Annotated in this window: 12 protein-coding genes; 8 read left to right on the forward strand and 4 right to left on the reverse strand. The window is 31.4% G+C overall.

All coding sequences use genetic code 11. The features are described 5' to 3' along the window. Positions 1-701: 701 nt before the first annotated feature. From KTC94_RS17340 to KTC94_RS17355, 4 genes are all read right to left on the reverse strand, one after another. Positions 702-995, reverse strand: coding sequence for a hypothetical protein (locus KTC94_RS17340; protein ID WP_220287330.1), 294 nt, complete (start codon positions 993-995; stop codon positions 702-704). A gap of 837 nt (positions 996-1,832) precedes the next feature. Beyond that, entirely contained in the window at positions 1,833-2,849 is a 1,017-nt protein-coding gene (locus KTC94_RS17345; protein ID WP_220287326.1) for a replication initiation protein, read from the reverse strand. Between the two features lie 1,463 nt (positions 2,850-4,312). Further along, positions 4,313-4,591 (reverse strand): hypothetical protein, encoded by a 279-nt coding sequence (locus KTC94_RS17350; RefSeq protein WP_258280797.1) that lies wholly within the window; start codon positions 4,589-4,591, stop codon positions 4,313-4,315. 263 nt (positions 4,592-4,854) lie between these two features. Further along, positions 4,855-5,028 (reverse strand): hypothetical protein, encoded by a 174-nt coding sequence (locus KTC94_RS17355; RefSeq protein ID WP_164947650.1) that lies wholly within the window; start codon positions 5,026-5,028, stop codon positions 4,855-4,857. 899 nt (positions 5,029-5,927) lie between these two features. On the opposite strand from KTC94_RS17355, the gene KTC94_RS17360 reads away from it, so the two are divergent. The 8 genes from KTC94_RS17360 (at position 5,928) to KTC94_RS17395 (ending at position 12,076) form a co-directional block, all read left to right on the forward strand. After that, on the forward strand, positions 5,928-6,095 hold the full coding sequence (locus KTC94_RS17360; RefSeq protein ID WP_220287324.1) for a hypothetical protein: 168 nt from the start codon (positions 5,928-5,930) through the stop codon (positions 6,093-6,095). Then, positions 6,092-6,850, forward strand: a complete 759-nt coding sequence (locus KTC94_RS17365; protein WP_220287322.1) for a ParA family protein — start codon at positions 6,092-6,094, stop codon at positions 6,848-6,850. Before KTC94_RS17360 ends, KTC94_RS17365 begins: the two co-directional genes overlap by 4 nt. Continuing rightward, on the forward strand, positions 6,832-7,269 hold the full coding sequence (locus KTC94_RS17370; RefSeq protein ID WP_220287320.1) for a hypothetical protein: 438 nt from the start codon (positions 6,832-6,834) through the stop codon (positions 7,267-7,269). The genes KTC94_RS17365 and KTC94_RS17370 overlap by 19 nt, the downstream gene beginning before the upstream one ends. Positions 7,270-7,655: 386 nt before the next feature. Then, the gene (locus KTC94_RS17375; RefSeq protein ID WP_220287318.1) at positions 7,656-8,327 is read left to right on the forward strand and encodes a response regulator transcription factor; all 672 of its coding nucleotides are present in this window, start codon (positions 7,656-7,658) and stop codon (positions 8,325-8,327) included. After that, on the forward strand, positions 8,324-9,910 hold the full coding sequence (locus tag KTC94_RS17380) for a HAMP domain-containing sensor histidine kinase (RefSeq protein WP_220287316.1): 1,587 nt from the start codon (positions 8,324-8,326) through the stop codon (positions 9,908-9,910). The genes KTC94_RS17375 and KTC94_RS17380 overlap by 4 nt, the downstream gene beginning before the upstream one ends. Positions 9,911-10,064: 154 nt before the next feature. Continuing rightward, on the forward strand, positions 10,065-10,964 hold the full coding sequence (locus tag KTC94_RS17385) for an ATP-binding cassette domain-containing protein (RefSeq protein ID WP_220287313.1): 900 nt from the start codon (positions 10,065-10,067) through the stop codon (positions 10,962-10,964). After that, positions 10,945-11,715, forward strand: a complete 771-nt coding sequence (locus tag KTC94_RS17390) for an ABC transporter permease (RefSeq protein WP_220320399.1) — start codon at positions 10,945-10,947, stop codon at positions 11,713-11,715. The genes KTC94_RS17385 and KTC94_RS17390 overlap by 20 nt, the downstream gene beginning before the upstream one ends. Before the next feature lie 172 nt (positions 11,716-11,887). Beyond that, a complete protein-coding gene (locus tag KTC94_RS17395; RefSeq protein WP_220287312.1) occupies positions 11,888-12,076 on the forward strand; it encodes a hypothetical protein in 189 nt (62 codons plus the stop codon). The last annotated feature ends 252 nt before the right edge of the window (positions 12,077-12,328 follow it).

The following is a 12,328-nucleotide window of genomic DNA, read 5'->3' on the forward strand; positions in this document are numbered from 1 at the left end:
AACCTGTAGGATGCTGGCAAATGGACTAGCCCAGCTACTGAAGGACGAAGTGGCGGGTAAGCCTGTCTATTTGATGTGAAAAATGGACGAGTTTCTGACCTCTACTATAAACTTATTTTTTTGAAACTCTAAATTCTCGGGATATAGTCACTGCTCTGACAGGCTGAGGTGAAAAACCTGTCCATTTTCCACCCGAGCAAAGCGAGGTTTTATCTCTAGGTTATGTAGAAATTTTTTAACATTAGTATGGTTAATAAAAACAAATCCTGATGCACTGCAGCAGGATTTGTTACCCCTGGGGGAAGGGGGATTATTTTATTTGCTTTGGGCTAGTTTACTGACTGCAGCTAAGATTAAATAGAAAGATTAATGCTTAGTTACTTTAATAGACTAGGTTACTTCTAGACAGTGAGTAAGATCGTCCAAAGCCTCCTTATGGACCTAGAGCAGTGAAAGAGCTTGTGCCACATCAGGTTTTCGTATGAAGTATGAAGGAGAGAATTTGATGTGGGCCAGCCTTTGACTGCGAAGTCTTATTATTATATTAAGACTGATTTGTAATACATTCAAAGTAAAGAGTCAACACGTTATGTTACATTCAAATTGAAATTTTAAAGAAATAGGCAATAGCCTCAATGTGAAAGTAACTCAATTACTATTGCGTTACTTTCGCTAATCCAATCCATTTTACAAATTTGAGTTTATTTTATTACAAATTTAAAAATTGAAACCCCCAAAGCAAGTATCGCAGCAAATAAACTAACTTTAGCAACCTCTTTATTTTTCTTCCAATTCTGAATGGCTTGAATTAACATTGACACACCCACCAATGGCTCAAATACATTTGTTTCAATTTTCCAAATACCTAAAATCTGCGTACATGCAAATATTATTATGCTTATAGAACAAATATTGCTAAGTACAGACAGCACTTTTTGATCTGTTTGTTTTTTACTCCATTGTTTTTTACTCCAGCTACCTCTCACTTTTCCCATTGTACCTCCTCCAATACGATTAATTATTATTTTATTATCTAAAACGCAATAATCTACAAGTTCATCATAAAATACATATTTAACTATAACATAATCACCATAAATTAAGTATATTTACAATTCTTTTAAAATGGTCAATAGCCTCAAGTTGAAAGCAACTCAATTGGTATTGTGTTACATTCAGAATATCAATACGAGCTTAATAAAGTAACCCCATATCATTAGATATGGGGTTAGTTGAGACGAAATATTAAAAAGATGCGAATTAACATCACTCCAAAATTTCCACCATTATATGTGGTTACTTAACAACGTCTTTATAGTTATCAATATAAAAAATTACACAGCCACAATTAGGACAAACCGCTGCTTTGGGTGTACCATACGTAGTATTCAAAAAAAATTTGCCTTTTTTTGAAATTGTAATTCCACCAAAAGATTCAACTTTGCAATTCTCTATCATTTCAGTCTGGCATTGATTACATATTTTTTTCGTTTTCGAATCCACCATCCTCTATTAATTATCTTTATTTTATATCACTGTTGCTACACTTTATTATACCGCTGCGTCACAAAACATTTATTAAAAAATACTATTATTGCCGTTACTTAACGAGTAACATATTTACATTTATGTGGTTGTAATTTCCTTAACGTGCGAAATCTCATTTTTGCGTATACTATCCCTATAGATCCCACAATTGATATACGCCCTTAAAACACTCTTAAATGCACTGTTTCCAACTTTAAAACTAATATGTGCTTTTCTATGTATCTCATGCCAATCGAGTTTAAATCGGCTTGTATGTGCTTTAAAATATTATCTACATATTAGCCTTATCCCCAACCTAATAATTTCTTCTCCAATTCATCAAAGTTGTAATCTCTTTGCTCATAGTCATTAAAGATACTTACTTTTGATTTGCTTGTAGCTGTCCAATTCTCTTTTAATGCTGTTATCATAGCCCCAACTACGTTATTTACTGTGCTTAATTGACTTATAATATTATACTTCTCTTTTATTTTCTCAATATCCAAATTGGCAGCATCAAGTATTCTCTCGGCTTCTAACTCTGTAATTTCCTGACTTATAACTTGCCTTACTAACTTTATGTTATTATCATTAAAAAAAATGGGAACAACGCAGGTTGCAGCAATTTCACTTCGAGCCTTATCTTTTTTTATGATTGAAAATTGAATGCTTACAATTTTTCTAACTTGTTTTATCTCAGTATAATCAACAAGCAAATCAGTATTTGCATTAATTTCTTTTACTGCCACATTGATTACTTTTTGTTTTAAATTAGCATATTTGGGGTACTGATTCTTGTTAATATTTAATGAATCTCTTAAACCCTCTATAGTTATTATTCTATGACCTATACCCTCATATTGTTTAAAAAGTTCATATAATCTAAAAGAATAAGTACTTTTAAATTGCATTATATTTCTCAACTGATATTTTGTATAGCAATCGAGTCCTAGATAAAATGGTTTTAAGTCTTTATTTATTTTAAGTTTTAATATGCCGTTTACATATTTAGCAGTGTCTACCCAATGATATTTTATAAATTCAGAAGTATCTACATTTTTTATTTTAATAATTCTTTGCATAAGTAAATCTGTAATACTATCAATATCCCTATAGAATCTACTATCACTAGTATTTAATACCTTAATTAAATCCTTAGTCTTAAACTCATATTCTTTAATATCATCGTCATCTTTATTTATCATACTTGCAAGTAGTCTTATTAATTTTTGTTCTACCACCGTTAAAGTGTAGGAGGATTCAACAAGTCTGTTACTTTGATATACCCAATTATTGTTTACATTTTTTAGTTCATTTGCCATCTTAGAACACCGCCCCCTAAGAATAATAATCCTTTTTTAAAAAATTATCAATAACCAAAAAAAAACAAGTTATACTTCACTATCTTTTGGTTATAGTTCACTATCAAAAGGTTATAGTTCACTATCTTTTAGTTATACTTAAATGCCATTTCACTATCATTTGGTTACCCTTCACTATCATTTGGTTATAGTTGGGGTGATCAACCCCAGTTGTATCAGTGCCTAGAGGTATGCGTAAAAGTATTTAAAACTGTTGTTATTAAATATATATAAAACAACAACAAGATATGAGGTTGTTGTTTTATATATATTTAATAGATTTATCGAATTAATTAACAGACCTAATAGTGATTTTGATACGCATATTTATAAAATGAAATATGGTTTTGTTCTCTTTATTTCCAATAAATTAAGAAGCTCACTATCAAAAGGTTATACTTAGATAAATTCTGTTAAATTATCTCCTGGGTCGCTGCAATATCAATGACTTCAGAAGGATATTTACCCCTTTGTGAATATCTGGAATAGATAACAATTCTCAATTGTTATCCCCCACTGAAGTTTTTTATTTGTTAGTGCGAGTTACCTACTTACAGAAATGAAAGACTTTCCTTCTGAAATGTCGTTGAATTTTTAAATATAACCTTTTGATAGTGAAAACATCCTTTTGTTTTAATTTCTTTGCCCCATGCCTTTTCTGCTTGTCTAGTTTGACTTCTAATTTCACTTTCGGGTAAGATGCATATAAATCCTTGCTAAATTCTAAAGTGCCCTCTAACGCCTTATTAAGGTCACTCGTAAGGAACTAAATTTCTTCAATCATGGCCATATCATTGAAAACACTGATGATTCTACAGATATAGATACATACGAGGACACGTGTACGTTCACGGTTACGTTCACGTTAACGGTCACGTGTATATTATTGTTAACAGTACAGATACTTTCAAGATTTTAATGGGTCGATAAAGATTCCACTTACGAGCGCTTTGCAAGTGAAGAAATGGAATGCTTTTTGGAACCTTCTATGAATAATATCGCCTTTTCGGTAAATCATCTCGGGGGAAGGTGGAGTATTTTATTTGCTTTGGGCTAGTTTACTGACTGCAACTAAGACTACATAGAAATATGAATGCTTAGGACTTTAGTAGATTAGGTTACTTTTAGGCAGTGAGTAAGATTGTACAAAGCTTCATTTGGGACCTAGAGCAGTGAAAGAGCTTGTGTCACATCAGGTTTTCGTATGAAGAATGAAGGAGAAAATCGGATGTGGACCAGCCTTTGACTGCGAAGTCTTATTATTATATTAAGACTGATTTGTAATACATTCAAAGTAAAGAGTCAATACGTTATGTTACATTCAAAATGAAATTTTTAAGGAATAGGCAATATCCTCAATGTGAAAGCAACTCAATTACATTTGTGTTACTTTCGCTAATCCAATCCATTTTACAAATTTGAGTTTATTTTATTACAAATTCAAAAATTGAAAACACCAAAGCAAGTATCGCAGCCAATAAATGACCTTTAGCAACCTCTTTATTTTTCTTCCAATACTGAATGGCTTGAATTAACATTGACACACCCAACAATGGCACAAATACATCTGTTTCAATTTTCCAAACACCTAAAATATGCGTACATACAAATATTATTATGCTTATAGAACAAATATTGCTAAGTACAGACAGCACTTTTTCATCTGTTTGTGTTTTACTCCAACTACCTCTCACTTTTCCCATTGTACCTCCTCCAATATGATTAATTATTATTTTATTATCTAAGACGCAATAATCTACAAGTTCGTCATAAAATATATGTTTAACTATAACATAATTACCATAAATTAAGTATATTTACAATTTAAAAAATCAGTAGTAGCCTCAATGTGAAAGTAACTCAATTGGTATTGTGTTACTTTCAGAATATCAATACTAGCTTAATAGAGTAAACCTATATCTAATGATATGGGTTTACTTGTGTCGACATATTAGAAGGTTATGAATTAATTTTTATTATCCAATAGTTTCTGGCATAAGTACATTAAACATCCATTTATTATTGCAAGTATAATATAATTAATTAAATTATTTTTTAGTTTGATAACCTCAAATCCTATAAAAAATGTTAAGACAATACTCAAAAAATTTATTAATGCAAATAATTTATTCTTTTTCATATTTTATCCCCTTTATTCGTTACTTGCTTAATTATCTTATTCTATATTATAGATCTGCAATCCTTTAAAAATATATTTCAAAGATACAATGCCGTGGAACCAAAATTTCACGGCGTTTAATAACCCCCATACAATATAATAAGATGTTATATGGAGCCAAAAAAGCCACAGTATTTTTACTGTGGCTTTTTTGGTAATCTACAATGAATGTATTATTATACTGGGGTAGCGCCAACATTTCGGAAATGATGGCGCTACCCCTATAGATCCTTTTTATTCTTCAACCACTTTAATCATACTTAAAGCAGAATCAAGCAATTCTCTTAAAATTTCATTTTTCCCTTTACCAGTCATTTCAGCTAATTTATTAAGATTTTTATTCTGACTTTCTCGCACATAATAAGTTAGTTTATCTTCTTCATTTTTTTTCTTTGCAATGGTTATAACACCTTGATTCTTAATGTTTACACTTTTATTTTCATTTACAGTATTTGAAACATTTATATCATTAAGACTTATGATGTTTTTTTTATACCCAATTTAAATGCCTGTGATTGCTTTATGGTTCTTTTACTACATAATTAACTGCTTAATTAAATTTAGTTAAATCTTAATTAAATTCTTAACTAGCCTTAACTAACCTCAGCTTAGGTGTATCCCAGAACTTATTTTTATGCTATGAAGTTGTTAATATATATCTAGAAAACTATAAAGTGGTCATACCCTAACAAAGAGAAAACTTCAGCAGTAGTATAAAATCTCCTTCTGAAGTTTTCTATTTAGCTTCTTCGAAGCTGTTGCAGCGACCCAGGAGATGATTTAATAGTATTTTACTCTTTAAATTATAGTTGTTAACAGTTAATAACCATGATATACTAACGCTAATTGGAGGTGCTACAATGGCAATAAATAAAGAAACTCATGTTATTGTACCTGTCGTTTTAAGTATAGAACTGGAAAAACAACTGAAAGAATTGGCAAAAAAGAGTGAACGGAGCAGGTCAGCACAAGTGGTTACATATATTAAAGAAGGTATAAAAAAGGAAGTAGAAGGAGGTAATATATGATGGCACAAATTATCGCAGTGAGTAATCAAAAAGGTGGAGTTGGTAAGACTACGTCCACATTAAATTTAGGAGTAGCACTTACTCAGCTTGGCAAGAAAGTATTAATGATTGACCTAGATCCACAAGCTAGTTTAACAATTTCAATAGGTCTTGAGCCGGAGAATTTAGAAAAAACAATTTACAATGCATTGATTGATGATATGGATATAAAAAAACTAATTTTATTTAATGAACTTCTCTACTTCGTACCATCCACTATAGATCTTTCTGCAGCAGAAATGGAGCTTGTATCTGAAGTAGGGCGCGAATTTAAACTTCGCGAGGCACTTGACCCAGTAAGAGAAGATTTCGACTATGTATTAATCGATTGCCCCCCTTCACTTGGATTACTAACTATTAATGCATTAGTTGCCTGTGATGTTGTAATTGTACCTATGGCACCTGAGTATCTTGCATTACGTGGATTTAATTTGCTTGAAAAAACAATGGCTAAGGTTAAAAAACTAAACAAAAAACTTGCCTTAATGGCAATATTAATAACTTTATATGATAGCAGAACAACACACCACAAAGATGTAGTTGAAGAACTGCGAAAAAGCTATCCTGTTTTTCATTCCATGATAAAAAAATCAATAAAATTTCCAGATGCGGTGCTCGCAGGACAACCCATTATGACCTATGATCGAAAATTTGAAGGATCTGTTTCCTATCAAGAATTAGCTAAGGAGGTTATAGCATGGGAAGTCGAAAAGTAAGTCTAGCTGATAAGATGAAAAAAGTAAATGCAATGCAAACACAAGGAGTAAAAAAAGGACAAGGTGTGGATGCATTTTTCACAAGTACAATTGACGGTGAAAGCATTGAAAAGCCTGATAATTGTACAAATGTAAATACATTCACGGACACGTCCACGGGTACGTTCACGGTCACGTCGCCAAGCACAGACACAGCACTGAATACGAACCCAGTTTCAGGTACGGACTCGGTGCTAGATTCATTACTTAGTAGCAATGAACAATTTGTAAGATGTGTAGCTTATTTAAGAAAAGATCAAGCGGCTTTCGTAAAGGATTTGTCAAAACAACTGACAAAGAAAAACAAAGGAAAAAGAATAAAAGAATCGGAGATATTTAGAATGGCTATGGATATGCTTATGAAGGTCGTGAACAAATAAGTTGGGATGAAGTAAGTCTCTGGAAGATAAAATGCTATTTTAAATTAAATCATTGCTTTCAGAGCTTCGATATTATTAATAAATCTAAAGTTTTGTACTTATTAACAGTACAAAACTTTAGATTTATTTTATGTTTTTTTTATGAATTTCTTATAATATAAACTTTTTACTTTAGTCCCTAACAATATAAATAAAGTTATAACTGTACGGGCACGTTCACGGTAACGTCACCGAGAACGGATACAGAACCGACTACGTTAACTCACACAAGCCTGGTTATGGGCACGTATATATTACTGTATATTTAATCTTTTTACAATTTCCAATAGCCTCTTATTAAAATTAATGTGATAGTTAAAATTTTTTCGAAGAAGGAAGATGACAATATGCTAAAAATTTTATTTTTAGAGGATGAACCCACTATATCAGAGGTAACAACAGAATATATGAAAATGCAGAATTACGAAGTAGTTTGTGCAAAGGATGGAGAAGAGGCTTTAGATTTTTTAAAAAGCAATTATTTTGATTTAGCAATACTCGACATAATGGTACCCAAGGTAAGTGGGCTAGTTGTTCTTGAACATATAAAGAAAACAAATCCCCAAATGGCTACAATAATGCTAACTGCCCTTGAAGACGAACAAACACAGTTAAAAGCCTTTAATCTTTATGCTGATGATTATGTAGTAAAGCCATTTTCCCCCTTGTTATTACTTAAACGTATAGAAACAATATTGCGTAGGACCAGGGGTAGTAGCACAAAGATTTCAGAAGTAAAAGGCTTATATATAAATGATGAAGCATATGAGGCTTACTACGACAATCAATCTTTGCATTTAACATTAAGTGAATTTTTACTTTTACAAACGCTTGCGAAAGAACCAAATCGAGTATTTACTCGTGAACAATTAATAATGAAAATTTTCAATGAGGAATATTTTGGAAACGACAGAGTAATAGATGCACATGTGAAAAACACGAGAAAAAAGCTGCCTAAAAAATACATAAAAACAGTAACTGGTGTAGGTTATAAGTTTGATACGGAGGGAGTCTTTTGAACTTATCAAAGAAGACCTTTGTGTATAGTGCAATTATATCAGGGACAATCGTAACCTTAATGATAGCTTATTTTGTCCTAATGCTTCCTTCATTATATGTGGATTATATGAAAAAGAGTAATTTTAAATCAATAAAATCAATACAAAAAAGCTATATAAATGATGGAAATTATAAAAATATATCCTCAAGTAACCCAGCAGGAACAGCAACTATTAAAATACCAACCACTGGTAATGAAGTTTTTATCGCAAATAAAATGTGTTCTATAAAAGTCACTATTAATGATAATGGTATATTGAAGGTTATTGAAAAAGTAAGATACTATGGTGCTCACAGGGACGAAATGGAAAATATAGATAAAGATGATTTTGATTTTACAAGAAGTATAGGGGATGTTTTTAAGAATAAGTTATTTAAGGATAATTTGCCCATAACTTTTGAGTTTTTAGGAAATGATTATAAGAATATTTATAAAGCAACATCATCAAAGTTTAATGTAGTAGATGATAATACGGTTATTTATGAAACCAACGTATCTGATGGAAATAATTATTACACTAACTATATGGCTATGAGTATTAATAATAGTGATATTATTGTATCGGTATTTTCAGCAATGAATCCTAAAATAGGAGAGATACGTCCAATAATCCTTCAAAGTCTACCCATGATTATTGCCACAGCTCTTTTATTAATATTGGTATCAACGATTTTGTTTTCAAGAAAAATTGTGCTTCCAATAGAAAAACTGGTAAATCATGCTGTGTTTATGAAAGACAATACCAATAGGGACGTTGAACTAATGAAAATAGAAGGACGAGATGAAATTGCAGTTTTAGGTGAGACACTTAATGATTTATATCTAAAATTAAATGAAAATTTTAAAGAGCTAGAAAAAAAGAACAGCTATTTATCGGGCCAAAATAAAAGGCAAGAGGTATTTATTCGCGCATCCTCCCACCAACTAAAAACTCCAGTTGCAGCAGCACTACTGCTGATAGAGGGTATGATAAACGAAATAGGAAAATACAAGGATACAAAAGAGCATTTACCAAAGGTAAAGCTTCAATTACAATCCATGAGAAAAATAATAGATGATATTTTAAATCTTAACAATAGTATTGAAGCTATCAAAAGAGAAAACATAAATATTATTGAAATAATTAATGAAAGCCTTGCGTGCCATGAGGTGCAAGTGAAATCAAAGCAGCTTAATATAGAAAAGGAAATTAACTTCACGAATATAAATACAGATAGGAAGCTTATTTTTAAAATAATAGACAATCTAATAAATAACGCTATAACCTATACATCAAAAGAGGGGCATATAAAAATAACATTAACGCAGAAATCATTAACTATTATTAATTATGGAGCATTTATAGAGGAAGAATTATTACCACACATATTTGATCCATTTGTTTCAGGTAATAGTGAAAATAGGGGGCATGGCCTAGGTCTTTATATTGTAGCCTATTATGCAAATCTATTAAACTATCAGGTAGATGTTAGAAATATTAATGATGGGGTAGAAGGTAGCGTGCTTTTTGCAAATACTAAGGATTATAAAACGATAAAATAAAAAGCTGTATTCTTCATATTGATTTATGTAATTACCATAATATTCACATACAATCTTCATATGAAATTCATAGTGGCTTGGTATAATTTAACTATAATAAATCGTTAAATCATCACCTGCGGTGCTGAAATGTAGTTAAATAGGGGGAGAATTTATGGTAACTATAAAAAATTTAGAGGTAAGATATGGCAAGCAAATTGCATTGTCAATAAAATCACCAATAACCTTTGAAATTGGTGATCGCATAGGAATAATAGGCTCAAATGGAGCAGGAAAGTCTACCCTAGTTAAATCAATCTTAGGGCTTACAAATTATAATGGCACAATTCACACCAGTTTAAAGCCAGAAGAAATGTCGGCGCATATGCAGGAAAATAATTATGTGGATACCATGGCGATTAAACATATAATTGAGGCTATTTTGAATACAAAGATAAAGAGTAATAAGGTGCTACAGGAACTAATTAGCTTCTTTAATTTTGAGCAGTGTCTTAATAAAAAATTTAGTACACTATCAGGAGGACAAAAGCAGCGTTTAACAATAATATTAGTTTTAATTCAAGATGCTCCTTTGGTATTCTTTGATGAAGTTACTTCAGGGCTAGATTTTGAAACCCGCCAGCAATTAATGAGTAAAATAACTGAGTGGTATGAGAATAAAAGTGCCACCATTTGCATTGTATCTCATTATTATGAAGAGTTAGACAAACTAGCAAATAAGATATTGATTTTAGACAAGGGGCAAGTAGTTGACTTTGGCAGTAAGGAAGATCTTTTCCAAAAATACTGTGGGAAATCAACAATAACCATTGAAAATAATAAAAGAAACGAAGAATTGACGAGGCGCTTTACAAAAATAGTATCACCGAAGCATTTAATAGCTATCTCTTGCAAATGCGAGAATAAGGAATTAGAAATAGTAAAGGTATTAATAGATGAAAATATAAACTTTAAAAGAAGCAACAATGATATTGAAATAATGTCTATTAATGCTAAAGCAAGATTTGGTAATGAACTTGAGGGAGAGGCTAGTGATGAATACAAAGCTGTTTAATTTGAGCTTAATAAAATATGAATTCAGAAATTTAATGGGGAATATATTTACAATGATTTTCGGAGTATTCTTTCCCATTGGTATGACATTATTCTTTGGAACCGCAATGGTAGGTAAAGTTCCAGAATCTATGAAAGATATTTTTATAACAAATATATTTATCACTGACAGCTTAATTATTCCATTAGCAACTATTCTTATAGGGTATGCCGCTGTATTTTCACAGGAGCTGGAAAAAAATATACCCTTACGTTTCCGTTTGTTTGGCTATAGTGAGAAAACTGCATTGATGTCTAAAATATGTGCTAATTTAATTTTTATAACCTTGTCATTGATTTTGTATACAGTAGTAGTTTGCTCTGTGTTAAAAGTGCAGATCCCAGCTTTAAGCTCCGCACTTATTTTAATAGGTTCCTTATATTTATTATCTACATTTTTGTTTATACTAGCTCATGGAATAGCATTATTTTTTAAAAAGTTTGGGCCAACTAATTCCATAACTATGTCGTTATATTTTGCAATAATGGTTTTAAGTGGAATGTTCGGTGTGCAATCAAAAGATTTCCCAGATGGAGTAAAGGCTGTGGCATATACTTTACCAACCACTTATATAAGTGGAGAATTTATAGATTTTTGGAAAGCGGGTAGTTATAATTTTGTGCCATATATTCAGTCATTTATATTCTTTGCAGCAGTTTCATGTATTATATTGTTTCTGTCAATACACCATAATAGTAGAAGAGTAAAGTAAATTAAATGCAAACACAAAGTGTAAAAAAGGACAAGGTGTAGATGCATTTTTTACAAGTACAATTGACGGTTAAAGCATTGAAAACCCTAATAATTCTACGGATGTAAATACGTGAACGTACACATCGAAAAGTACGGATACAGAACCGATTACGGCGACTTGCACTGACTCGGTGCTAGATTCATTACTTAGCAGCAATGAACAATTTGTAAGATGTGTAGCTTATTTAAGAAAAGATCAAGCGGATTTCGTAAAGGATTTGTCAAAACAACTGACAAAGAAAAACAAAGGAAAAAGAATAAAAGAATCGGAGATATTTAGAATGGCTATGGATATGCTTATGAAGGTCGTGAACAAATAAGTTGGGATGAAGTAATGCTCTGGTTATAAAATGTTATTTTAACGACATTTCAGGTAATCATTGAAAAGAACTATAAATATACGGTCACGGTAACGTTCACGTAGACGTGACCGTGATCATATAAAGACACGTCTGTGGTTACGTGACCGTTACCAAGTACCCCCGCTGAAGTTTTCTATCTGTTAGGGCAAGTAACTCCTACTTATAGAAGTTGGAGACTTTCCTTCTGAAATGTCGCTAAAGTGATGTTCC

Origin of the sequence: Clostridium sp. CM028 (assembly GCF_030585565.1) — a bacterium.
Taxonomy (GTDB): Bacteria; Bacillota; Clostridia; order Clostridiales; family Clostridiaceae; genus Clostridium_AD; species Clostridium_AD estertheticum_B.

What these genes read in the sequence shown, in the direction of transcription:
- KTC94_RS17355 (WP_164947650.1), bottom strand. Translation starts at nt 5,028, where the DNA reads ATGAAAAAGAATAAATTATTTGCATTAATAAATTTTTTGAGTATTGTC.
- KTC94_RS17350 (WP_258280797.1), bottom strand. Translation starts at nt 4,591, where the DNA reads ATGGGAAAAGTGAGAGGTAGTTGGAGTAAAACACAAACAGATGAAAAA.
- KTC94_RS17365 (WP_220287322.1), top strand. Translation starts at nt 6,092, where the DNA reads ATGATGGCACAAATTATCGCAGTGAGTAATCAAAAAGGTGGAGTTGGT.
- KTC94_RS17370 (WP_220287320.1), top strand. Translation starts at nt 6,832, where the DNA reads ATGGGAAGTCGAAAAGTAAGTCTAGCTGATAAGATGAAAAAAGTAAAT.
- KTC94_RS17345 (WP_220287326.1), bottom strand. Translation starts at nt 2,849, where the DNA reads ATGGCAAATGAACTAAAAAATGTAAACAATAATTGGGTATATCAAAGT.
- KTC94_RS17360 (WP_220287324.1), top strand. Translation starts at nt 5,928, where the DNA reads ATGGCAATAAATAAAGAAACTCATGTTATTGTACCTGTCGTTTTAAGT.
- KTC94_RS17390 (WP_220320399.1), top strand. Translation starts at nt 10,945, where the DNA reads ATGAATACAAAGCTGTTTAATTTGAGCTTAATAAAATATGAATTCAGA.
- KTC94_RS17340 (WP_220287330.1), bottom strand. Translation starts at nt 995, where the DNA reads ATGGGAAAAGTGAGAGGTAGCTGGAGTAAAAAACAATGGAGTAAAAAA.
- KTC94_RS17375 (WP_220287318.1), top strand. Translation starts at nt 7,656, where the DNA reads ATGCTAAAAATTTTATTTTTAGAGGATGAACCCACTATATCAGAGGTA.
- KTC94_RS17385 (WP_220287313.1), top strand. Translation starts at nt 10,065, where the DNA reads ATGGTAACTATAAAAAATTTAGAGGTAAGATATGGCAAGCAAATTGCA.